Genomic DNA, 23581 nt, shown 5'->3' with positions numbered 1-23581 from the left:
GGTGGCCCACCCTGTCGGCAGAGCGGAAGCTACCCGGGTCCACGCCCCCGGCGCACCACCCCACGCTGATCGGCTACACCACGCCAAGGGACGCGATCCGAAGAAGTGCCGCAGGGCGTGCATCCCGTCCTCACGGGCCGCCTGGTGACGCTTCCCCTTCACCCGCTCCGGAAGAACGCCAGCACCCACCAGCGCAGGCTTCCATGCGTAGGTGTTGAAGTCGCTCCGGCGCACCGCTCCGCCGTGAGCCGCAGTGAACATCAATTTCTTCGTCACTGGAGCACCGTCCGGCCGGAGCCACGGCAGGGTGACAGCTGTCGGCGGGAACCGCTCGGCATGTTCCTTGAAGGCCAAGGCAACAGCAGGCGCAAGCGGGATGTCACGGACTTTCCCTCGCTTCGGTGGAGCGAAGACGAGGTGACCCCCGACATTCTTGACCTGAAAGCCGACGTGCAGCCAACCGGTGTCGAAGTTGACTTCATCCACGGGCAGGCCGAATACCTCGCCCTGACGGAGGCCGCACGAGAGTGTCCTGATCTTTGTGTTGTTTGGCCTGGTGTCTTGTGGTGTCAGTAGTGGTCGGTGACGCGTTCGCCGTAGTAGTTGGCGAGCGTGTTGGCGGCCTCCATCCAGTCGCGGGTCCGGCCGGTGATGTTGGCCCGGTTGGGCCGGTGCTCGCGTAGGACGAGATAGACGACCTTGAGCGCTGCTTCCTCCGTGGGGAAGTGTCCTCGTCGGGCGGTGGCCCTGCGGACCCGGGCGTTCAGGGACTCGATCATGTTGGTGGTGTAGACGACCTTCCGCAACTCCGGCGGGTACTTCAGGAAGCCGGTGAAGTGGTCCCAGTTCCGCCGCCAGGTGGCGATCAGTCCTGCCGCCTGCTGCCTCAGCTTCACCAGGCCCTTGAGGAGCCCGTCGGAGCCGACCAGGTTCACCCCCTCATTGCGGGCCCGCTCCACCAGTCGGGCCGCCAACTCCCGGACCAGCTCCACCGCACGAGACTCGTCCCTGGTTCCCATCCGTGATCCTTCCCGGCAGAGCACAGCTCATGCCAACTCGGGTCACACCGGGCCAAACAACACAATCCCTAGGACAGTCCCCGACCAGGGAATCGACGACCGGGCACAGTCGGGAGGCGCCGGAGGCGATGTGCTGGACGACGCCGAGGGCCTTGGAGGTGCGGACGATGTCGCCGACGGCGTATATCGTCCGCACCCTTCTTTGAGGCTCGCTACGGGTTGATTGCGGATTCTCCTGGCAATCCCCGGTACTGGCGGGTGTGAGCCGCGCACAGCCAATAGATGTGGCCCTCAGGGGTGGCCACCTTGCTCAGACCACTCCAAGCCTGCTTGGGGTCCAAGGCGAGCAGCAACCCCTGCATGGCCCGGAACTGGGGGTCCTCCGTGGCGCGGACCATGGTCTGGACTCCGCTGAGATCGTGGGTGTGCAGTTCATCGGGCAGACCGGCCACCAACGCTTCCATCGTCTCGATGTCACCCTTCAGGTGCTTGGCCAGGTCCTCGGAGGCGATACCGATGCTGGCCCCAGCGACCGGGACCACGTACTTGAGCAGGGACAGCATGGTCTGCACGTAGGGCAGCACTGTCGCAATGGCCCCCGATGTCAGCTTCAGCTCGTAAGGCTCGGCGCCTGGCGCCCGATGCCAGGCGCCGGGCGCCTCGCAGTAGAGATGTACTCGCACCACCGATCCCATGAGGCCTCCCGCCCGCTTGCGAACGTGCTCCACCGCCATCACACTCGGGCACAACACCTGATTCAACGACTGGTTCAATCGCTGCGCGGCCAGGAACGTGCGCTGCTGCTCGGCCGCGATTGCGTCCTGCTTGATCCTCATGGCCCGTAGTTCGTCTAAGACGTCTTCGTTGTGATGCTCGACCTGCTGCCGCAAGCCCACCACTACACCTGTTACCGCCTCAGCCAACTCTTCAGAACGGGACCTGGCCGGCGGTTCGATCCCTTGCAGCAATTGCCGCACGTTCAGTTCGGCGAAGTCCACCGGGCACTCAATGGTCTCGCGTGGCGGCTCAAGACTCAGACGCGCAACCAGTTGCTCGTGACGAAACTCATGCGGGCACGCCTCCCCGTCATCTCCGATGACTGGACACGGCACCAAGCGTTCGATACCCAGCCCCGGATACCGGTCCAGGGTCTCCTCCAAACCGTCCTTGAGCACTGCGAAGAAGTCCTGCGGATAAGGGCCGCGTACCCGAAGCTCCGCCGTCTTCGCATGCTTGTCCATGGTTAGCAGTCCGAAGTGGGCACCGTCGGAATGCCGTAGAAGCACACCGGTACGCCAGTGGAAGCCAGTGGTGAACCGATGCTCCCGAGCGATGAACCAGGTCGGGATACCGGGCGGCACCGTATGCAGCCTGTACCGCAACCGCAGCTCCCGGTGTGCCGAGGTGAATGCTCCCTCCCACAGGTTCTGGAAGTCGGGCGGATCCCAGGGCAGCAGTTCTACTACCAGGCTGCTGGCGCGGTCACTGGTGCGGTACGACAGATCGAAGCGCTCCATCATGCTCACAAAGTGCTGCCGCATTCCAGAGGAAAGGTCGTGCCATAGCCGCCGCTGGTGCGCCTTGGTGAAGAGGGCACCGTTGGCTTGCAGTTCCTTAGTCTCGTCGTCCAGCACCTTACTGACATAGGAAGTTACCCACTGGGGGTGAAGCACTACCAGGTCCTGCAGTTCATCATCCTGCGGGTAAAATAGTATGTCGCCCAGACTGTGCAGCGCTGCGGCTAGGGCCCTCTGGTGCACCAGGTCTTCCACTCCGCACCTGGCCATGATCGCGTACAGCTCCTCGGCTGGAACATGATTTTCAGGGTGGGCGCGGATCGTGTCCGCAGCCTCCAGCCAGGGGCGCGGCCACCGAGTTCCCATCAATGGTAGGTCGGCCGCTACGCGCCTGATCACCGCCCGTAGCTCCTCAAGCCCATGTCCCGTCTCGCTGTCAACGGCCATGCTCTCCACGATCAGGCCCGGATATGCCTGGCGGAGGTTGTTCAGCGGGAAGTCCGGTGGTCGTGGCCCCAGGTGAGTGGCGACCAGAACCACCGGGGCGTATGGCGCTCGTGCCTTGATCATGTCCAGCCAGTAGTACAAGAGGCTGGCCTCCCAACCCACTTGTGCGTCCCAGACCAGCACGAACAGCGAACGTTCCGTCAGAAAGAATTGGTGCGTCGCATGATAGATCTCCTGGCCGCCGAAGTCCCACGTTGCCAATTCCATCATGACATCAGCACACGCTGGATCCGGATGCGCCATCCGAAGCGAACCGATGGTTAGACCGTGCGTACTGTCCTCGCCGAGGTCGAACGCCTCACCGCGCAATGCCTTCAGCAACGACGTCTTGCCAGCACGTCCCTGCCCCACAACGAGTACCTTCGATACCCACTGACGTACTGGATTAGCCGCCAGGCCCGATAGGAATGCCACCACTGCCCCAGCTCCAGCCGCAATGACTTCAGGCGGAGGGCTCGTGAGCGAATTTCCATCCACTTCGAGAACTTGGAGTTTGGTCAATTTCCCTATAGAATCAGGGAGCATCGAAAGATTGCTATTAGACAAGTATAGATGATTGAGAAGCGTGAGATTGCCAAGTGATTCAGGTAGCTCCAATAGGTCGTTTCCGGTTAGATTGAGAAGCTCTAGCCTGACAAGGTCCCCAATTGAACTGGGCAATACCGAAATCTTATTCATGTACAGATACAAAGAGGTCAGTCTAGTCAATTTTCCGATCGAATCCGGCAGGACTGACAATTCATTTTCAGAAAGGATCAGGTCGGTGAGGCTCGCAAGATCCCCAATTGACTCTGGCAATGCCGACAGGCCGGCGTTATACAGGTATAGGTATGTGAGGTCGGTCAATTTTCCAATCGAATTAGGTAGTACTGAAATTCTATTATCGGCAAGGCTTAGGCTGGTGAGTCTAGCGAGATTGCCAAGTGACTCCGGCAATGCCGACAGGTCATTCTTGGAAATATCCATACTTAGGAGCTTGGTGAGATTTTCAATAGATTCTGGCAGGGCCGAAAGCTTGTTGTCCGACAGGTCCAGATCGGTGAGGGCGGTGAGATTACCCAGCCATTCCGGCAATACCGACAACTTATTCCCGCCAAGGTCCAGGCTGGTAAGAGCAGTCAGGCCAGCCAGGAACTCCGGCAAGGCCGACAACCCGTTGTCCGACAGGTCAAGATCGGTGAGGCCGGTGAGGTTACCCAGCCATTCCAGCAACACCGACAACTTATTCCCGCCAAGGTCCAGGCTGGTAAGAGCAGTCAGGCTAGCCAGGCATTCCGGCAAGGCCGAAAGATTATTGCCCGACAGGTCAAGATCGGTGAGATTGGTGAGATTGCCCAGCCATTCCGGCAACTCCAGAAACTCATTCCGGGCCAAGTCCAGGCTGGTGAGAGCAGCCAGGCAAGTCAGGCATTCCGGCAAGGCCGAAAGATTATTGCCCGACAGGTCAAGATCGGTGAGATTGGTGAGATTGCCCAGCCACTCCGGCAACTCCGGCAACTCATTCCCAGCAAGGTCCAGGCTGGTGAGAGCAGTCAGGTCAGCCAGGCATTCTGGCAATGCCGAAAGCTTGTTCTTCGACAGGTCCAGATCGGTGAGGGCGGTGAGGTTACCCAGCCACTCCGGCAACTCCGGCAACTTATTCCCGCCAAGGTCCAGGCTGGTGAGAGCAGTCAGGCCAGCCAGGAACTCCGGCAAGGCCGACAACCCGTTGTCCGACAGGTCCAGATCGGTGAGGGCGGTGAGGTTACCCAGCCACTCCGGCAACTCCGGCAACTCATTCCCAGCAAGGTCCAGGCTGGTGAGAGCAGTCAGGCTAGCCAGGCATTCTGGTAATGCCGAAAGCTTGTTCTTCGACAGGTCCAGATCGGTGAGATTGGTGAGATTACCCAGCCACTCCGACAATACTGACAACTCATTCCCGTCCAGGTGTAGCTCAGTGAGGGAAGTCAGATCTCCCAGCCACTCAGGTAAAGCGGAAATCTGATTCTTGGACAGGCTTAGAGTGGCGAGGGCGGTCAGATCTCCCAGCCACTCCGGCAGCGCCGAAAACGTATTCCCGCTCAGGTCCAAGGTGGTGATGGCGGTGAGGTTACATAGCGATTCCGGCAGCACCGATAACCCGAGGTCAGACAGGTCCAGCCGATGGGCCTTGCTGCGACGAGTCGCTTCGATCCGTTCTTCAGCGACTCCCTGCGCATCCGTAGACACTGCTCCCCTTTCAGACGGGCACGTCATGACCCGCCTATCGTCGCCCACCCCGGTAGTCGGCAGGATCGGTTTGACCTAATACCCCGACTGTATTTTGTGATCATGGCCGCTTCGTCCAGTGATAGAGGCCGATGGATCTTGAGGTGTACTTGGGGCGGATCCGGAACAGGCCGTGCTTCGTCCGCGCGTTCCTGGATAAGTGACATACGGCGCCTGGCAAGGTCTTGGTCGCACCGGGAGATTGACAGTCGGTGTTGGTGCCTGTCAGCGCGGTGCCAGGCACCGTTCGCTCTGGCGCACCTGACAAGAACTGACCGACCTAAGCTTGTCCGTCCTGCCCCTTTCTGAGTGCCTAGCGGGCCAGTGTGGGGCCGTCTGTGGGCCGTCCGAGGGTGGCCAAGGATGAACATCGATGACAGACGTCGACCAGATCGTGGCTGGTCCGCCGCACTTGTCGAACAGAGGTTCGCAGGCTACGAAGGTGGCCGCCAGTTCCTGCGCAACAAGCGCCAGGAATGGGAGGAGTACCGCTCCGAGGTCACCGCCTTCGAGCTCCGCAAGAACCTCCCGGTCCTGTAACCGTAGGCCGGAGGAGCCCGGTACCGGTGGAGTCATCCACCGGTACCGGGCTCCTCGCTTTCCGCCGCTACAGTCCGGCGCCGCCCGTCGCATCGATGACCCGGCCGGTCACCCAGCGGGCGTCGTCGGAGGCGAGGAAGGCCACGATGTCGGCCACGTCCTCCGGCTGCCCGACCCGGCCGAGGGCGGCCAGGGCCGAGGCGTGCGCCTCGGCCTCCGGATTGCCGCGGAGCCAGGACGCGTTGACGTCCGTGTCGACGATGCCGGGGGCCACCGAGTTGGCGGTGATGGCCCGAGGGCCCAGTTCCTTGGCGAGGTTGAGGGTGAAGGTGTCCAGCGCGCCCTTGGTGGCGCCGTAGGCCAGGATCTCCGGCATGGCCAGGCGGGCGGCGCCGCTGGAGATGTTGATGATCCGGCCTCCGTCACGCAGGCGCGGCAGTCCCTGCTGCACGATGAAGAACGGCGCGCGCACGTTCACTGCGAAGACCTCGTCGAATCCCTCTTCGGTCAACGAGGCCAACGGCGCACTGCGTCCGATGCCGGCGTTGTTGACGATGATGTCGAGCTTCCCGTCGGGTACGTGGTCCCGGCCCGCGGCGTCGAAGGCCGCCCACAGGCGGGCCGCGTCACCGTGCCGCCCCAGTTCCGCGCGGAGCGCGAAGGCCTGCCCGCCGTTCTTCCGGATCCGCGCGACGGTCTCGCCAGCCGCGTTCTCGTCGCGGGCACAGGCGACGCCGACGCAGGCGCCGTCACGGGCGAGCCGTTCCGCGATGGCCCGGCCGATACCCCGGCTGCCGCCGGTGATCAGTGCGACCTTTCCCTCAAGTGCTTTGGCTGCCATGGCTGTTGCCCGCTCCCCACTTTCTTGAATGAACGCTCAAGAATGAACGTAGCACACGTTCTTGAACGATCGCTCTAGAATCAGGGCATGACTGCACCAGAGGTGAAGCGAGGGCGGCCCCCGACCTTCGACCGCGCCACGGCCCTGGAAGCCGCGACCCGACTGTTCTGGGAGCACGGTTACGAAGCCACCTCGGTCGGTGAGCTCACCCGCGCGATGGGCATCAGGCCCGGCAGCCTCTACTCGGCGTTCGGGGACAAGAAGTCCCTGTTCAAGGAGGTCGTGCAGGCCTACGGGCGCTCGCCTGTCGGCGCCTTCGTCGGTGCCGCCCTGGCCGAGGAGCCCACCGCCCGCGGCGCGTTCCGCCGCCTGCTCCGGGAGGCCGCAGCCGCCTACCCCGACCCCTCCCATCCGGCCGGCTGCCTGACCATCAGCGCCGCCACCAACGTCACCGTGCAGGACGCCGAGGTCGCGGCGTTCCTGCGCGACCTGCGCAACGCGAACCTGGCCGCCTTCGAGGCCCGCCTGCTGACCGCACAACAGCAGGGCGAACTACCACCTACCGCTAACCCGCGCGCCCTGGCCGCGTACTTCGCCGCAGTCATCCAGGGCATGTCCCAACGCGCCCGCGACGGAGCCACCCCGGCGGAACTCACCCGGACCGCAGAACTCGCACTGGCCGCCTGGCCCCAAGGGCAAGGCTGACCTGCTGTTCTGTCCCGGAGCGCCGATCAGCGCAGGCGGGTGGTGGCGGTGTTGAGGTGCATGCCGGCGGGGATGCGGCCGGCTGTGTCGAGTAGGAAGGGGGCGGCGGCGAGGAACTCGGTGCGGAGGCGGGCGGTCTGGTTCTCGTCGAGGGCCGCCAGGTCGTAGAAGGCGTCGGTGAGGGACTCCCAGACCTGTTCGGGGGCGCCGCCCATGTCGATGACGACGGTCGTCCAGCTGACGGGTTCGAACCCGGCGGGGGTCAGCAACTCGTCCAGGCCCTCGCGGGTACGGGTCCGACGGTCGCCGAGGCGCGGTAGGGAGCGTTCGGGCGGGACGGCGCTGAAGTAGGGGGCGGCGATTTCGAGGAACAAGCTCATCGCCTCGCCCTTCACCGACCCGCCGCCCACGGCGACGGCGAGCCTGCCGCCGGGGGCGAGGACGCGCGAGGCTTCGGCCGCGACCTGCTCTACGTCGTTCATCAGCATCAGCGCCATGTGGGACACCACCGCGTCGAACGAGTCGTCAGGGAAGGGCAGTTGCTGTGCCCGGCCCTGGCGCAGATCCGCCCGGGCGAGTGCGGGACGACGACGGGCGAACGCCAACTCGGCTTCGGAGAGGTCGATCCCGGCCAGCTCCTCGGCCCCGGCCGCCGCCAGCACTTCGAGCAGCGCACCGTCGGCGCAACCGAGGTCCAGCACCCGCCGGGCCCCGGCAACTTCGGCCGCCAGCAGCTGGTACCCGGTGCGGCCGTCAGCCGACGGTGCGCCCTCCATGTTCACCGACTGCCGACCGGGGAGGCGGTTGTGGAAGTCACGGAGGAAAGCCTCGGCGGCGGAGTGAGCGGAGTCGACGGAGTCAGCACGCGGGGAAGCCGGAGTCGTCGTCATTGCGCGACCCTAACAAGCGCGGCCGGCCCGCAGGTGCTGTTCGGGGGCGGTCGGCAGGGCGGCGTAGCTGGTTGTTTGCGGAAGCTGTGGGTGGCTTACATGGCGGCACCGATGCCGCCCGCCCCCGCCCGTGGCTTGTTGCTGTTGCTCGGCTCCGCCTCGCGGGCTAACAGCAGGGAGGGGGCTGCTTGGCCGGTCGCCGTAGGCCCGTGACGGGGGCGTGCGGGGCGGGGTAGGAGCGTGCGGTGGGCCGAGTTGCTTGAACTCGGGTCACTTCTCGTACATCGGGTCACTCGTCGTACGGAGATGTCCGATATATCCGGGCATTCACGTAGATCAAGTGACCCAATGTCCGGAGATTGACCCAAAGTGTAGAGGGCACCTACCTGGCGAATCGTTTCTCCAGCCGCGCCACCGACCGACCCGCCGCCCGGCAATGGCGAGCCCCCGCACCCCTCCCGTCCTTGTCGCCGCGAGCGAAGCGAGCAACAGCAACAAGCCACGGACGGCGGAGGGCGGCAACGGAGCCGCCATGTAAGCCACCCACGGTTTCCGCCCCTGTACCCTCCGGCCTGATCCCGAACCTGTCTCCGTTCTGGGGACAGGTTCGGGACGGATCCTCAGTCAGACCAGTACGGTGCCGCCGTCGACGACCACCACTGAGCCGGTGGTGTAGGCGCCGCGCATCAGGTAGAGGTAGGCCTCGGCGACGTCCGCCGGTTCGCCGATGCGGCCGACGGGGAGGGACTCGGCGGCGGAGGCGAAGAGGCCCTCGCGGTTGGCCTGCGGCAGGTCGCGCCACAGGTCGGTGCGGACGACGCCCGGTGCGACCGCGTTGACGCGGAGCGGGGCGAGTTCCAGGGCCAGGGCCCGGGTCAGCGACTCCATCGCTCCGCAGAGGCTGGCCGCGACGGTGGTGCCCGGCATCGGGCGGCGGCCCGCGGTGCCGGTGGTCAGCACCACGGAACCGCCCTCGCGGATCGACGGGGCTCCGTACTTGACGGCCGTGTAGGCGCCCCACAGCCGGGTGTCCAGGAAGCCGCGGGCCCGCGCCAGGTCCGACTCGGCGAGGGTCTCCAGCAGCAGGGACTCGCCCGCGGTGAAGACCAGGTGGTCGTAGCCGCCGATTCGCTCGAAGAAGGCGGCGATGGCCGCCTCGTCGGTCGCGTCCAGGACGTGGCCCTCGGCGGTCCCCGGCAGGCGCTTCAGTGCGCCGTCCACGCTCTCCTGCCTCCTGGAGGCGACGATCACCGCGGCCCCGTCCTGCGCTGCCGCCTCCCCGACTGCGAGCCCGATGCCCGTGGTGCCGCCGATGACGACGATCCGCTGTCCTTGCAGGCCCATGTCGGTTCCCTTCGTAGGACCGGCCGCTCCGCGCTGCCGACCGGTCCAGATTGCTCGTGCTCTGGCGTGATCCAGCCTGCGGCCGGACCCGCCGCGTCGTCCAAGACCTCTTTCGACGGTGGCGATACCCTGAAGGCATCGCCACCGGAGCAGAGCAGAGCTGGGGAAGGTGCGGCATGGATCTGGACCTGCGGAAGATCCGCTACTTCGTCGCCGTCGCCGAGCTGCTGAACTTCGGACGTGCGGCCGAGCGGCTGCACATCGCCCAGCCGGTGCTGAGCCGTCAGATCCGGGCCCTGGAGAAGGACCTGGATGCCACGCTCTTCGTGCGGGACAGCCACGGCGTGACACTGACGGCCGCCGGGCGCCAGCTCCTCGACGACGCGCAGCCCCTGCTCGCCGGCGCCGAAGCCGCCCGCCGCAGGGTGCACCGGGCCGCCCGCGGTCCACGCCGGCTGGTGGTCGGTTTCCGGGCCGGGGTCGTCGTCACCGGGGTGATCCGGGCCTTCGGCGCCGCCCATCCCGATGTGGAGGTCCAGGCGCGCCGGGTCGAGTGGGACGACCAGGAGGACCTGATCCTGGACGGGACCGTCGACCTCGCCTACCTGCGCAGGCCGATCCGGGAGCAGGGCCTGAGGCTGCTGCCGGTGTTCACCGAGGCGCGGGTGGCGATGCTCCCGGCCGACCACCGGCTGGCGGGCAAGCAGGACCTGGCCCTGGCCGACCTCGACGCCGAGCCCCGGCTGCGCTACGTCGACGCCGGCCCGGACGACCCGCCGATCCGCACCGTCGAGGAGAAGTTCGAACGCGTCGCCGCCGGCCACGGCATCACCCTGGTGCCGCAGTCCGTCGCCGAGCAGTACTCGCGCCCGGACATCACCTACGTCCCCGTCCTGGACGCGGAGCCGGACCAGGTGTTCCTCGCCTGGGAGGCGGCCCGCCGCTCGCCGCTGGTCGCCGCCTTCGTGACGGTCGCCCAGAGCTGAGGCCCGAGGCCCTCGGTCGTCGCCACTAACGGACCATCAGATCCGGCATCTGACGACCCGTCGTGTTCGGATGAGGTGATCTGCCAGTACGTCGATCACCACGTCGATCACCACGTCGATCACGACGAGTACGAACCGAGAGGACCCGATGCACCGCAGGACCGCAGTGACGACCCCCCGCTCGCGCAAGCTGATCCGTGCCACCGTCGCCGTGGCGGTGGCGGGCGCGGCAGCCGCCTCCCAGCTGGTTTTCGCCTCGGGCTCCGGCGCGCTGGCCCCGGCCCGCCCCGGACCGCTGCCCGTGACGCGTGCCGGCGACAGCACCGGACAGCACCCGATCCCCATGAAGACCCGCTACCAGGCGGACATGAACGGATCCATCACCCGGATCGCCAACACCCTGATGACCTGTGACGAGAAGAAGCCCCCGGTGACCCCGGGCGTGGCCTCCTGCCTCGACGCACGCAAGGGCATCGGCCAGGGCATCTACAACAACAACTACATCATGCGGTACGTCAACCAGTACCCCGGGAAGTTCAAGCTGCCGGCCTCGGAGGGCGGCGGCTACGAGACGCTGTACTCGTCCAGCGGCGCGGTGATGAACCTGTCGAAGGGCTCCGACATCAAGTACGCCCGGCTGTACTGGGGCGGAACCCGAGGCCTGGGGAACGATGTCCTGCCGCTGACGAAGGTCGACGGGGTGCTCTTCAAGGGCGCCAAGGACAAGACCTACCACGAGGTCAACACGGACGACAACGACCTCGGCTACATGACCGGCATCGGAACCGGCAACGCCATGGAGCACGGCTACCAGGCCTCCGCCGACGTCACCGACATCGTCCGCAAGAACGGCAACGGCAACTACATCGTGGCCGACATGGACTCGAAGGTGCAGTCGCACAGCTGGGGCGGCTGGACCCTGGTCGTGGCCTACGAGAACTGCGACCTGCCCTACCGTCACATCACCCTGGACGACGGCTTCCAGATCGAACTGCCGAAGTCGGCACCGATCAAGGTGGACATCTCCGACCTGAAGACGCCCGCGAGCGGGCCGATCAAGTCCGTGCTCGGGTACGTGGCCTACGACGGCGACCGCACCTACACCGGTGACACGGTGACCGTGAAGTCCACCAACGGGCCGCTGACGCAGCTCAGCCTGCCGGAGAAGCCCGCGAACGACTTCATGAACTCGACCATCATCGACAACGCCGGGACCGTCGCCGGTGCGCGCACGCCCAACTACGTCAACCAGATGGGCTACGACTCGAACCGGCTCGACATCTCCGACTTGATGCGGAACGGCGACACCGGTCTGGAGTTCACCTTCGACACCAAGCTCGACGGCTACCAGATCGGCGCGATCTTCTCCTACACCGACCTGGAGTAGGACCGGTCGGCGGCGGACCGGGGGCCCGGGACACCGGGTCCCCGGCCACGCGGAGGTCCGTCCGCAGGCTCGTCCGCCGGCCGCGGACGTCCGCGCAGCGCGGCTTCCAGCGGGCGCTCCACCCAGGTGTGCAGGGCGCCCGCCAGGACCAGGCTCAGGGCGGCGACGAGCACCCAGCCCGTCGCCGCCTGCGCCGTGCCGTGCGGCGGCCCCACCAGCAGCGGCGCCAGCCGCAGGCAGGTCTGGTGCACCAGGTACCAGGCGAACGACCAGTGGCCCAGCCGCCGCATCCAGGGCCGCGACAACGTCCCGCCCGGGCGCCCGCCGTCCGCGTCACGCCCGGCGGCCGCCAGCACCAGCACCGCGAACAGCGGCGCCACCAGCAGCTGCGATCCGCTGTACGGTCCGTACCAGCGGCTCTCGGGCACCGCCGCCGACCAGGGCACCAGCGCCAGATGCCACAGCACCAGCGCAGCCACCGCGGGGCCGACGGCCATTCGCAGCCGCCACCCGCGCCGGAACGCCACACCCGCCACGGCGCCCAGCAGGAACTGCGGGGTACGGGTCAGCGGCAGGTAGTCCAGCAGCCAGTCCCGCAGCGCGGGCGATCCCATGTACGCCCCGGCGAGCCAGAGCACGACCCCGGCGCAGCAGGCCGCGGCGGCGAGCAGGGCGAGGGCGCGGTCGCCGCGCCGCAGCAGGGCACGCAGCAGCGCGGGCAGCAGCAGGTAGAACCAGGCCTCGGCGCTCAGTGACCAGGCGGCCGGGTTGCCTCCGTACACCGTCGACGGGGCCCAGGCCTGCAGCAGCGGCAGCGACCACAGCACTGCCCGCCACGGCAACAGGCCGCCGGCGGCGGCGGTCACGGCGAGCGCGAAGCCGGTCGCCAGGACGTGCAGCGGCCAGACCCGGGCGAACCGCCGCCGGTAGAAGACCCGGGCCGGTACTGCGGCCGCGCCGGCGTAGGACCAGGCCAGCACGAAGCCGGACAGCACGAAGAAGAAGGTCACCCCGTCCCTGCCGTACCAGACCAGGGAACTGACGAGTGGTAGCCGGTGGTACTGGCGGCTGAGGTGGTACGCCACCACCAGCAGCGCGGCCCAGAAGCGCAGCCCGGTCAGCGAGGGCAACCGGTCACGGTCCATACCCAGGACAACGCCCACCCGCGGCCAGGAGTCACCCCCGCGTTGTTGTGAGTCCTCGCGCAGCAGGAGTCACCGCGCCGCACCGGGACTCCATCCTCCGGGGGGCGACCCCCCGGACCCCCGCGTGGGTGTGAGTCCTCGCGCAGCAGGAGTCACCGCGCCGCACCGGGGAAGAACGGCTCAGTGGCACGTAGTCTCGGATCTTGGTTCGGTTGTTGTTCGACGTTCGACGGTTGATCGCATGGGAGGGGCAGCGCCTTGGAGCAGGCAGGCGGCGGGTTGGACGGCCCCACGGCCAGCGGTGACGGCTATGCGCCCCCGGCGCCCCGCGGCGCGCGGCGGGTCAATCCGGCTGCGCGGCTGGTCCGGCGCGGGTTCACCGACCCCGAGGCCGCCGTCAGGCGCCTCGCGGAGCCGGACCTCGCCGCGCACGCCAGTGACAGCGTGCTGCTCGACGCCCTCGCTGCCACCGCCGACCCCGACCTGGCCCTGCTGGGCCTGGCCAGGCTCGCGGAGGCCTGCGCGCCGGCCGAGCGCCGGACCCTGCTGGACACCGTCACCACGGCCAAGCCGCTGCGGGACCGGCTGCTCGGCGTCCTAGGCGCCAGCGCCGCCCTCGGCGACCACCTCGCCCGCCATCCCGAGGACTGGCACGCCCTGGTCACCTTCGAACTCCACGACATCCACCCGGGCCCCGAGGAGTTCCTGCGCACCCTCTACCACCACATCTGGGACACCCACGCCCACCTTCCCCGCGCCGACGCGCTCCGCACCGGCTACCGCCGCTGCCTGCTGGGCATCGCCGCCCGCGACCTCACCGGGACCACCCAGATCAGCCAGACCGCCGCCGAGCTGGCCGACCTCGCCGGGGCCACGCTCCAGGCCGCACTGGACATCGCCGCCGAGGAGGACCCGGTCTCCGCCGCGGCCTGCCGGCTGGCGGTCGTGGCCATGGGCAAGTGCGGCGGCCACGAGCTGAACTACGTCTCCGACGTCGACGTCATCTTCGTCGCCGAGCCCCGCGACCCCCATGAGCACCACTATCCCCGGGACCTCCCCGGGGGCGCTGCGGAGAGCGACGACGGCACCGCCGTCCGGGCCGCCACCCGGCTGGCCGCCCGCCTGATGCGGCTCTGCTCCGACACCACCCGCGAGGGCGTGATCTGGCCGGTCGACGCCAACCTCCGTCCCGAGGGCAAGAACGGGCCGCTGGTGCGCACCCTCGCCAGCCACCTCGCCTACTACCAGCGCTGGGCCAAGACCTGGGAGTTCCAGGCCCTGCTCAAGGCCCGCCCGGTGGCCGGCGACGCCGAACTCGGCCGCGCCTACCTGGACGCGGTCACCCCGATGGTCTGGCAGGCCGCGGAGCGCGAGAACTTCGTCCCGGACGTCCAGCAGATGCGCCGCCGGGTCATCGACGCCATCCCGGTCGCCGAGGTCGAGCGCGAGCTCAAGCTCGGCCCCGGCGGGCTGCGGGACGTGGAGTTCTCGGTCCAGCTGCTGCAACTGGTGCACGGCCGGGCCGATGTGACGCTGCGCAGCGCCACCACGCTGGACGCGCTGGCCGCGCTCTCGGCCGGCGGCTACGTCGGCCGCGCCGACGCCGCCGCGCTGGACTCCGCGTACCGCTTCCTGCGGGCGATGGAGCACCGCATCCAGCTCTACCAGCTGCGCCGCACCCATCTGGTGCCGACCGGAGAGGACGACCTGCGGCGGCTGGGCCGGTCGCTGGGCATGCGGGCCGACCCGGTCCAGGAACTGCGCCAGGAGTGGCGGCGGCACGCCCGCGAGGTGCGCAGGCTGCACGAGAAGCTGTTCTACCGCCCGTTGCTGGACTCGGTGGCCCGTCTCGACACCGCCGAGGCCGGGCTGACCACGGCTCTGGAGACCGCCAACGGCGGTGGCCTCAGCGCCGCCGCCGCCCAGGCCCGGCTGGCCGCCCTCGGCTACCGCGAGCCGGCCGACTCGCTGCGCCATCTGCGCGCCCTGGCCGGCGGCGTCAGCCGGCGGGCCGCGCTGCAGCGCACCCTGCTGCCGGTGATGCTGGGCTGGTTCGCCGACTCCGCCGACCCCGACTCCGGGCTGCTGAACTTCCGCAAGGTCTCCGACAGCCTGGGCTCGACCCCCTGGTACCTGCGGCTGCTGCGGGACGAGGGCGCGGCGGCCGAGAACCTGGCCCGGATCCTGTCCTCCGGACGGCTCGCCCCCGACCTGCTGCTGCGCGCCCCCGAGGCGGTCGCGCTGCTGGGGGACCGGGACGGGCTGGTGCCGCGCGGCCGGCAGGCGCTGGAGCGCGAGATCGACTCCGCGGTCGGCCGGGCCGCCGACGCCCCGGCTGCGGTGGCCGCCGCCCGGTCGGTGCGCCGCAGGGAGCTGTTCCGTACCGCGGCCGCCGATGTGTTGGGCCGTCTGGGTGACAGCCCGGGCGAGGCCGTCTCGACCTCCGGCGCCGCGCTCACCGCGATCACCACCGCCACCATCACCGGAGCCCTGCGCGCCTGCACCGACGCGCTGGAGGCACGGGACGGGGAGCCGCTGCCGACCAGGATCGCGGTCATCGGCATGGGCCGGTACGGTGGCGCGGAGCTCGGCTACGGCAGCGACGCCGACGTCATGGTGGTCCACGAGCCCCTCCCCGGCGCCGACGAGACCAAGGCGACCAATGCGGCCCGCCAGGTCTTCGAGGAGGTCCGCAGGCTGCTGCAGCTGCCCTCGACCGAGCCGCCGCTGTTGATCGACGCGGATCTGCGTCCCGAGGGCCGGCAGGGGCCGCTGGTGCGCACCCTGGCCTCCTACGCCGCGTACTACCGGCGCTGGTCGCGGACCTGGGAGAGCCAGGCGCTGCTGCGGGCCGCCCCGGTCGCCGGGGACGCCGACCTGGGCGCCGCCTTCGTCGAACTGGTCGACCCGCTGCGCTACCCGGCCGCCGGGGTCAGCGAGACCGAGCTGCGGGAGATCCGGCGGATCAAGGCCAGGGTGGAGACGGAGCGGCTGCCGCGCGGCGCCGACCCGACCACCCACACCAAGCTGGGCCCGGGCGGCCTGGCCGACGTCGAGTGGACCGTGCAGCTGCTCCAGCTGCAGCACGGGCACCGGCTGGCCGGGCTGCGCACGACCAGGACCAGGGAGGCGCTGGCGGCAGCGGTGGAGGCCGGTCTGGTGGCGCCCGCGCAGGCGGAGGCGCTGGACACCGCCTGGGTGCAGGCGACCCTGGTGCGCAACGCGGTGATGCTGGTGCGCGGCCGGGCCGGGGACAGCTTCCCCGGGGACCCGCACGAACTGGCGGGCGTGGCCCGCTACCTCGGCTACGGGGCCGGGCACGCCGGGGTGATGGTGGACGACTACCGGCGCCGGGCGCGGCAGGCCCGGACGGTGGTGGAGGAGCTGTTCTACGGCTGAGGAACTGCCCGAGGGCGTGCCGGATCGAACGGGCGCGCGCCCGTCAGCGGTTGGCTAGCGGTTGGCCGCGACCGGGGCCAGTTCGGTCTCGTCCGAATCCGCATCCGAATCGGCATCCGAGCCGGGGGCCGGGGCGGCGGCCGGGCCGGTTTCCGTGGCGGTGTCGGCGCCGGTGGCCGCGCCGATCGCGGGGGCGCTGCCGGTCAGTGTGGTCGGCTCGGTGGTGGTGCGCGGGAAGGCGAACACCCAGCGGCCGTACACCAGTCGCGAGGTCAGCAGTCCTATGCCGGTGCAGGTCGCGCCGGCGACCGCGTCCATGAAGAAGTGGTTGCCGCTGGCCACGATGACCACCAGGGTGGCCAGCGGGTACAGCAGCGCGACGGCGCGCACCCAGCGCCTGCGGGCCAGGAAGGCGATGGTCAGGCCGCACCAGAGGGACCAGCCGATGTGCATCGAGGGCATGGCGGCGAACTGGTTGGACACGCTGGCCATGTCGCCGGAGGCCATCGAGCCCCAGGTGTGGTGCTTGGCGACGGTGTCGATGAAGTCGCCGCCGGTCATCAGCCGCGGCGGGGCCAACGGGTAGAAGTAGTAACCGAAGAGCGCGATCGCAGTGGTGACGAACAGCGAGAGCCGCGCCGCCGCGTAGCGTCCCGGCTGGGTGCGGAACAGCCAGACCAGCACGCCGATGGTCATGATGAAGTGCAGCGTGGCGTAGTAGTAGTTCATGCCGGTGATCAGCCAGGTCACCGAGTCGAAGGCATGGTTGATCGACCGCTCCCAGGCGAAGCCCAGGGTCTGCTCCAGGTGCCAGACGTCGTGGGCGTTGTGCTCGGCCCGGTTCTTCATCTCCGGGACGGCGTTGCGCACCAGCGAGTAGAGCCAGTAGCTGACACCGATCAGTACCAGTTCGAACCAGAGGCGCGGACGGCCGGGGGAGTGGAAGTGGCCGCGCAGCGGGTGCCAGCACCGCTGCCACGCGCGCCGCGCAAGGCTCTGCTCTTCGGCGCTGCCCGTGGTTCCGTCGGGGGCGACGGAACCGGACGGACGCATCGCCGCGGCGACGCTGGCGCCGCCCTCGTGATCCCGCTCAGGTTCCCCCATGGGGCAGTAGTCTGCCATGCGGCCTCCCGGGACCCGATCACCCTCTGGTTGGGGATTCGCTCGCCGATATCCCTCTGAAGTCCTACTCAAGTCCTACGGCTGTACACCGCAGAGTCAGCCGGCCGACTCCGAACACGCACGCGATCCTATCCGGCGTGGCGCAGTCGCGTTACTGGGGGCCGTGCTCATACCTGTGACCAGGGTGATTTGGATGAGTGGGTTGGAAATCGTTTCTGCATCTTGCTGAAACATCTTGCGGCCAGTACGGTCCTGGCATTGCTGACGCCGCCTCAAGGGAGAGCCCGCGTGGCCACCAGGTCCCACCGCACCAGATCCAATCCCACCCGATCCAGGCTCGGCAGTTTCGTGACGACGGCCGCCCTGCTCGCACCGGCCTTCGCCGCAGCCGCGCCGTTCCCGGCGGCTGCCGCCCAGCCTCTGACAGCCCCCGCCGCCACCACCGTCACCACGACCAGCACCACGACGAGCACCACTGCCACCACCACGACTGCCACCACCACTGCCGCCAAGCCGCTGGCCGCCGCCCCCTCCGACAAGGCGCTCGCCGCCACCCCGGACCGGCACGACCTCACCAAGGAGCAGTACTACTTCGTCCTCCCCGACCGCTTCGCCAACGGGGACACCGGAAACGACACCGGGGGCATCACCGGCAGCCGGATGGACAACGGCCTGGACCCCACCGACTCGGGCTTCTACCACGGCGGTGACCTCAAGGGCCTGATCGGCAAGCTGGACTACATCAAGAAGCTGGGCACCACCGCGATCTGGATGGCGCCGATCTTCAAGAACAAGCCGGTGCAGGGCACCGGGTCGGACGCCTCGGCCGGCTACCACGGCTACTGGATCACCGACTTCACCCAGGTCGACCCGCACTTCGGCACCAACGCGCAGCTCAAGGAGCTGATCCAGAAGGCCCATGCGATGGGCATGAAGGTCTTCTTCGACGTCATCACCAACCACACCGCCGACGTCGTCGACTACGCGGAGAAGACCTACGACTACCGCTCCACCGGTGCCTACCCCACCCTGGACTCCAGCGGCCGTCCGGTCGACACCACGGCGCTGGCCGACGCCAACGCGCTGAACGGCACCTCGCTCTACCCCAAGCTCACCACCAGCGCCTTCCCGTACACCCCGATCTTCGACTCGCCGGCCGACGCCAACGCCAAGTCGCCGTCCTGGCTGAACGACCCGACGCTCTACCACAACCGGGGCAACTCGACCTTCACCGGCGAGTCCGGCACGGAGGGGGACTTCTCCGGCCTCGACGACCTCGACACCCAGGACCCGAAGGTGGTCCAGGGCATGGAGAAGATCTACGAGGACTGGGTGAAGAACACCGGCGTCGACGGCTTCCGCATCGACACCGTCAAGAACGTCGACATGGCGTTCTGGCAGCAGTGGGCCCCGGCGCTGAAGAAGTACGCCGCCGCGCAGGGCGACAAGAACTTCTTCATGTTCGGCGAGGTCTACGACAGCGACACCTCCACCACCTCGTCCTACGTCACCCAGGGCAAGCTGCAGGCGACGCTGGACTTCCCGTTCCAGTCGGCCGCGCAGACCTATGTCGCCAACGGCGGCTCGGCCAAGGCGCTCTCCGCCGTCTACGGGAACGACTACAAGTACACGACGGCCGACACCAACGCCTACGAGCTGCCGACCTTCCTCGGCAACCACGACATGGGCCGGATCGGCTACTTCCTGCAGTCGGCCAACCCCGGCGACAGCAACGCCCAGCTGCTGAAGAAGGACCAGCTGGCCCAGCAGCTCCAGTTCCTGACCCGCGGCCAGCCGGTCGTCTACTACGGCGACGAGCAGGGCTTCACCGGCGCCGGGGGCGACAAGGCGGCCCGCCAGGACATGTTCGCCTCGCAGACCGCCTCCTACAACAGCGACACCGTCATCGGCGGCAGCTCCGGCTCGGCCGCCCGCTACAGCACCAGCACCCCGCTGTACTCGACCATCTCCACCCTCGCCGCGCTGCGCAAGGCCAATCCGGCGCTGGAGGACGGCGCCCAGGTCGAGCGCTACGCCGCGGACGGCCCCGGGGTCTACGCCTTCTCCAGGATCGACGAGAAGCAGCAGGTGGAGTACCTGGTCGCGGTGAACAACGCGACCACCGCGCAGAGCGTCAGCGTCCCCACCTACTCGGCCGGGATGACCTTCGACCCGATCTACGGCGGCTCCACCGGAGCCTCGCCGCTCGGCGCGGTCACCACCGGCAGCGACAGCAAGCTGGCCGTCACCGTCCCGGCCCAGTCCGCCGTCGTCTACAAGGCGACCAAGCGACTCGCCGCGCCGACCGCCGCCCCCGCGATCAGCCTCACCGCCCCCGCTGCGGGCTCGACCGGCACCGTCACCGTCGCCGCGACCGTCCCCGGCAGCGGCTTCGACCGGGTCACCTTCGCGGCCGCCGTCGGCGACGGGAAGTGGCAGACCCTGGGCACCGCCGACCACGCTCCGTACCAGGTCACCGAGAACCTGGCGAACGTCGCCGCCGGCACCACGGTCCGCTACAAGGCCGTGGTCGAGGACAGCGCCGGACACCTGGCCGACGCCACCGGGAGCACCACCGTGGGCACCGTCCCGCCGGTGACCAAGCCCAGCGCCACCTCGCGCACCTACGCGGTGGTCCACTACCACCGCGCCGACGGCGACTACAGCGGCTGGAACCTCTACGCCTGGGGGGACATCGCCGACGGCGAGGGGACCACCTGGCCGGCCGGGCACCCCTTCGTCGGCCGGGACGCCTTCGGCGCCTTCGCCTACGTCAAGCTGAAGGCCGGCGCCGCCAACGTCGGCTTCATCGTGGAGAACAACGGCACCAAGGACGGCGACGCCGACCGGTCCATCGACCTCTCGTCGACCGGAGAGGTCTGGGTCAATTCCGGCGACACCACCACCTACACCACCAACCCGGGTGCGACCTCGACCGTCCCGGCCGACACCGCGGTCATCCACTACCACCGCACCGACGGCAACTACACCGGCTGGGGCCTGCACGACTGGACCGGCGCGGCCACCCCCACCGACTGGACCAGCCCGCTCCAGCCCTCCAGCACGGATGCCTTCGGTGACGTCTTCACCGTGCCGCTGGCGTCGGGGGCGACCGTCCTCGACTACATCATCCACAACGGCGACACCAAGGACCTGCCGGACAACCAGGAGCTCAACTTCGCGGTGAACGGCCGCGAGGTGTGGATCACCGACTCCACTCCCGGCTACATCCTGCCGCAGTCCACGGCCTCGGCCGCGGACCTCGACCTGACCCAGTCCAAGGCGCAGTGGATCGACGGCACCACCGTCGCCGTCCCGGCGGCCTGGGGCTTCGGCCAGAACCTGGCGGCGGGCGCGTCGGCGGAGATGGTCTACTCACCCACCGGCGCCCTCGCGGTCAAGGACGGCGACCTGACCGACCCCGGCTACTGGCTCCGGCTGCTGCCCGTCAGCACCGGTCTGACGGCGGCCCAACTCGCCGCCCACCCCGAGCTCAAGGGCTACGCAGCCTTCACGGTCGACCCGCGCGACCGGAGCCGGATCACCACCGCACTGCGCGGCCAGCTGATCATGACGGAGCGTGAGGCCAACGGCGCACTGCTGGCCGCCACCGGGGTACAGATCCCGGGCGTCCTGGACGCCGTCTACGCGACCAAGGCGGTCAACGCCACCCTGGGGCCGGTGGTCTCGCACAACTCGGCCAGGCTCTCGGTCTGGGCCCCGACCGCGCAGTCGGTCAGCCTGGAGCTCTACGACGGCCCCACCGGCGGCACCGCCCGCACCGTCGCCATGCACCGGGACGACTCCACCGGAGTGTGGTCGGTGACCGGGCCCGCCTCCTGGAAGGGGAAGTACTACCTCTACCAGGTGCAGGTCTGGGCGCCGAGCGTGCAGAAGGTGGTCACCAACCACGTCACCGACCCCTACTCGCTGGCCCTGTCCGCCGACTCCAAGCGCAGCGAGATCGTCGACCTGGACGACCCGTCGACCGCGCCCGAGGGCTGGAAGGGTGACCGGTCGCCCAAGGCGCTGACCTCCACCCAGCAGGAGATCCAGGAGCTGCACGTCAGCGACTTCTCCTCGGCCGACACCACCGTCCCGGCCGCCGACCGCGGCACCTACCTGGCCTTCAACGACCTGGACTCCGACGGCATGAAGCACCTCGCCGCCCTGGCCAAGTCCGGGGTCACCACCGTCCACCTGCTGCCGACCTTCGACTTCTCCTCCGTCCCGGAGACCAAGTCCGAGCAGACCACCCCGGCCTGCGACCTGGCCTCCTACGCCCCCGACTCGCAGTCCCAGCAGGCCTGCGTCAGCGCCTCGGCGGCCACCGACGACTACAACTGGGGCTACGACCCCTACCACTTCACCGTCCCCGAGGGCTCCTACGCCACCGACGCCGACGGCACCGCCCGCACCGAGCAGTTCCGGCAGATGGTCGCCGCGCTGCACAGGATCGGCCTGCGGGTGGTCATGGACGTGGTCTACAACCACACCGCGGCCTCCGGCGAGGCGGCGACCTCGGTCCTGGACCAGATCGTCCCGGGCTACTACCAGCGCCTGAGCGCCACCGGCGCGGTGACCACCGACAGCTGCTGCGCCGACACCGCGCCCGAGCACACCATGATGAACAAGCTGGTGGTGGACTCCACCCGGACCTGGGCCGACGAGTACCACGTCGACGGCTTCCGCTTCGACCTGATGGGTCTGGACCCCAAGCAGACCATGCTGGACGTCCAGGCCTCGCTGAAGAAGACCGGACGCTCCGAGTTCCTCTACGGCGAGGGCTGGAACTTCGGCGTCGTCGCCAACGACGCCCGCTTCGTCCAGGCCACCCAGACCAACATGGCCGGCACCGGCATCGCCACCTTCAACGACCGCCAGCGCGACGCGGTCCGCGGCGGCGGCCCGTTCGACACCGACCCGCGGATCCAGGGCTTCGCCTCCGGCCTCTACACCGATCCCAACGGAGCCGCCGCCAACGGCACGGCGGCTCAGCAGAAGGCGAACCTGCTGCACGCCATGGACCAGCTGAAGGTCGGCCTCACCGGCGACCTGGCCTCCTACTCCTTCACCGACAGCAGCGGAAGGACCGTCAAGGGCTCGGAGGTCGACTACAACGGCTCGCCGACCGGCTACACCGACGCCCCCGGGGAGGCCATCACCTATGTGGACGCCCACGACAACCTGGACCTCTACGACGCGCTGATCTACAAGCTGCCGACCGGCACCTCGATGGCGGACCGGGCCCGGATGCAGTCGCTCGCGCTCGCCACCACGGCCCTCTCCCAGGGTCCCGGATTCGCGGTGGCCGGCAGCGACCTGCTGCGCTCCAAGTCGCTCGACGCCAACTCCTACGACAGCGGCGACTGGTTCAACGCGATCCACTGGAACTGCACCCAGGGCAACGGCTTCGGCCACGGCCTGCCGCTGGCGGCGGCCAACCAGTCCTCCTGGACCTTCGCCCAGCCGCTGCTGGCCCGGACCGACCTGGTCCCCGGCTGCGCCGCCGAGCAGTCGGCCTCGGCCCAGTACCAGCAGTTCCTGCAGATCAAGAAGTCCACCCCGCTGTTCTCACTGACCACCGCCGCCGCCGTGCAGCAGCGCCTCAGCTACCCGCTCTCGGGCACCTCCGGTGAGACCCCGGGCGTGATCACGCTGCACCTCGACGGCACCGGCCTGAACACCTACAAGTCCGTCACGGTCGTCTTCAACGCGACCCCGACCAGCCAGCAGCAGACCGTCACCGGTCTGGCCGGCACCAGCCAGAAGCTCCACCCGGCCCAGGCCGGCGGCTCGGACCCGGTGGTCCGCAGCTCCGCCTTCGACCCCGCCACGGGCACCTTCACGGTCCCCGCGCGGACCGTGGCGGTCTTCGTCCAGCAGTAGCAGCTCGGGCGCAGAGCCCGGACGCCCGGCCCCGGATCACAGT

11 protein-coding genes and 3 pseudogenes are annotated in these 23581 nt (G+C 68.6%); 6 read left to right on the top strand and 8 right to left on the bottom strand.

Annotated features, from left to right (window positions below):
* Nucleotides 1-93: 93 nt before the first annotated feature.
* From IF29_RS47305 to IF29_RS0101980, 3 genes and pseudogenes are all read right to left on the bottom strand, one after another.
* Nucleotides 94-522, bottom strand: a pseudogene (locus tag IF29_RS47305) (site-specific integrase); the annotation flags it as partial.
* 47 nt (nucleotides 523-569) lie between these two features.
* Nucleotides 570-869: pseudogene (locus IF29_RS0101985) on the bottom strand (transposase); the annotation flags it as partial.
* Between the two features lie 362 nt (nucleotides 870-1231).
* On the bottom strand, nucleotides 1232-5251 hold the full coding sequence (locus IF29_RS0101980) for a leucine-rich repeat domain-containing protein (protein WP_198037240.1): 4020 nt from the start codon (nucleotides 5249-5251) through the stop codon (nucleotides 1232-1234).
* 492 nt (nucleotides 5252-5743) lie between these two features.
* Between IF29_RS0101980 and IF29_RS45775 the strand changes: the two are divergent.
* Nucleotides 5744-5830: pseudogene (locus tag IF29_RS45775) on the top strand (glutamine synthetase); the annotation flags it as partial.
* A gap of 67 nt (nucleotides 5831-5897) precedes the next feature.
* Here the strand turns inward: IF29_RS45775 and IF29_RS0101970 are convergent.
* Complete coding sequence (locus tag IF29_RS0101970; protein ID WP_030248641.1) at nucleotides 5898-6671, bottom strand: glucose 1-dehydrogenase; 774 nt, start codon at nucleotides 6669-6671, stop codon at nucleotides 5898-5900.
* Nucleotides 6672-6758: 87 nt separating this feature from the next.
* Between IF29_RS0101970 and IF29_RS0101965 the strand changes: the two genes are divergently transcribed.
* Nucleotides 6759-7376 (top strand): TetR/AcrR family transcriptional regulator, encoded by a 618-nt coding sequence (locus tag IF29_RS0101965; protein ID WP_030248640.1) that lies wholly within the window; start codon nucleotides 6759-6761, stop codon nucleotides 7374-7376.
* Between the two features lie 26 nt (nucleotides 7377-7402).
* On the opposite strand, the gene IF29_RS0101960 is transcribed toward IF29_RS0101965, so the two are convergent.
* Both IF29_RS0101960 and IF29_RS0101955 read right to left on the bottom strand, forming a co-directional pair.
* A complete protein-coding gene (locus IF29_RS0101960) occupies nucleotides 7403-8266 on the bottom strand; it encodes a class I SAM-dependent methyltransferase (protein WP_030248639.1) in 864 nt (287 codons plus the stop codon).
* A 624-nt stretch (nucleotides 8267-8890) separates the two neighbouring features.
* Nucleotides 8891-9610: an SDR family oxidoreductase gene (locus IF29_RS0101955; RefSeq protein WP_030248638.1), complete on the bottom strand. Its 720-nt coding sequence runs from the start codon at nucleotides 9608-9610 to the stop codon at nucleotides 8891-8893.
* Nucleotides 9611-9786: 176 nt separating this feature from the next.
* Here IF29_RS0101955 and IF29_RS0101950 point away from each other — a divergent pair, with 176 nt between their 5' ends.
* On the top strand, nucleotides 9787-10596 hold the full coding sequence (locus tag IF29_RS0101950; RefSeq protein WP_030248637.1) for a LysR family transcriptional regulator: 810 nt from the start codon (nucleotides 9787-9789) through the stop codon (nucleotides 10594-10596).
* A 166-nt stretch (nucleotides 10597-10762) separates the two neighbouring features.
* On the top strand, nucleotides 10763-11983 hold the full coding sequence (locus IF29_RS0101940; protein WP_030248635.1) for a hypothetical protein: 1221 nt from the start codon (nucleotides 10763-10765) through the stop codon (nucleotides 11981-11983).
* Here the strand turns inward: IF29_RS0101940 and IF29_RS0101935 are convergent.
* Nucleotides 11965-13128 carry an acyltransferase family protein gene (locus tag IF29_RS0101935; RefSeq protein ID WP_084713362.1) on the bottom strand — a complete coding sequence of 388 codons (1164 nt, stop codon included), beginning with the start codon at nucleotides 13126-13128 and terminating at the stop codon, nucleotides 11965-11967. The genes IF29_RS0101940 and IF29_RS0101935 overlap by 19 nt on opposite strands.
* Nucleotides 13129-13407: 279 nt before the next feature.
* On the opposite strand from IF29_RS0101935, the gene IF29_RS0101930 reads away from it, so the two are divergent.
* Nucleotides 13408-16527: a bifunctional [glutamine synthetase] adenylyltransferase/[glutamine synthetase]-adenylyl-L-tyrosine phosphorylase gene (locus tag IF29_RS0101930; protein ID WP_030248632.1), complete on the top strand. Its 3120-nt coding sequence runs from the start codon at nucleotides 13408-13410 to the stop codon at nucleotides 16525-16527.
* Between the two features lie 54 nt (nucleotides 16528-16581).
* Here the strand turns inward: IF29_RS0101930 and IF29_RS44635 are convergent, their stop codons facing one another.
* The gene (locus tag IF29_RS44635; RefSeq protein ID WP_232241975.1) at nucleotides 16582-17631 is read right to left on the bottom strand and encodes a phosphatase PAP2 family protein; all 1050 of its coding nucleotides are present in this window, start codon (nucleotides 17629-17631) and stop codon (nucleotides 16582-16584) included.
* 366 nt (nucleotides 17632-17997) lie between these two features.
* On the opposite strand from IF29_RS44635, the gene pulA reads away from it, so the two are divergent.
* Nucleotides 17998-23538 carry a pullulanase-type alpha-1,6-glucosidase gene (pulA, locus tag IF29_RS0101920; RefSeq protein ID WP_232241974.1) on the top strand — a complete coding sequence of 1847 codons (5541 nt, stop codon included), beginning with the start codon at nucleotides 17998-18000 and terminating at the stop codon, nucleotides 23536-23538.
* Nucleotides 23539-23581: the final 43 nt, after the last annotated feature.

It is taken from the genome of Streptacidiphilus jeojiense (genome assembly GCF_000719095.1).
Classification (GTDB): Bacteria; Actinomycetota; Actinomycetes; order Streptomycetales; family Streptomycetaceae; genus Streptacidiphilus; species Streptacidiphilus jeojiensis.
The sequence above is the reverse complement of the archived record's forward strand: the minus strand, read 5'-3'. Positions and strand labels throughout refer to the sequence as shown.

Coding starts and splice junctions, on each gene's coding strand:
- IF29_RS0101970 (WP_030248641.1), bottom strand. CDS start 6,671: ATGGCAGCCAAAGCACTTGAGGGAAAGGTCGCACTGATCACCGGCGGC.
- IF29_RS0101965 (WP_030248640.1), top strand. CDS start 6,759: ATGACTGCACCAGAGGTGAAGCGAGGGCGGCCCCCGACCTTCGACCGC.
- IF29_RS0101960 (WP_030248639.1), bottom strand. CDS start 8,266: ATGACGACGACTCCGGCTTCCCCGCGTGCTGACTCCGTCGACTCCGCT.
- IF29_RS0101955 (WP_030248638.1), bottom strand. CDS start 9,610: ATGGGCCTGCAAGGACAGCGGATCGTCGTCATCGGCGGCACCACGGGC.
- IF29_RS0101950 (WP_030248637.1), top strand. CDS start 9,787: ATGGATCTGGACCTGCGGAAGATCCGCTACTTCGTCGCCGTCGCCGAG.
- IF29_RS0101935 (WP_084713362.1), bottom strand. CDS start 13,128: ATGGACCGTGACCGGTTGCCCTCGCTGACCGGGCTGCGCTTCTGGGCC.
- IF29_RS44635 (WP_232241975.1), bottom strand. CDS start 17,631: ATGGGGGAACCTGAGCGGGATCACGAGGGCGGCGCCAGCGTCGCCGCG.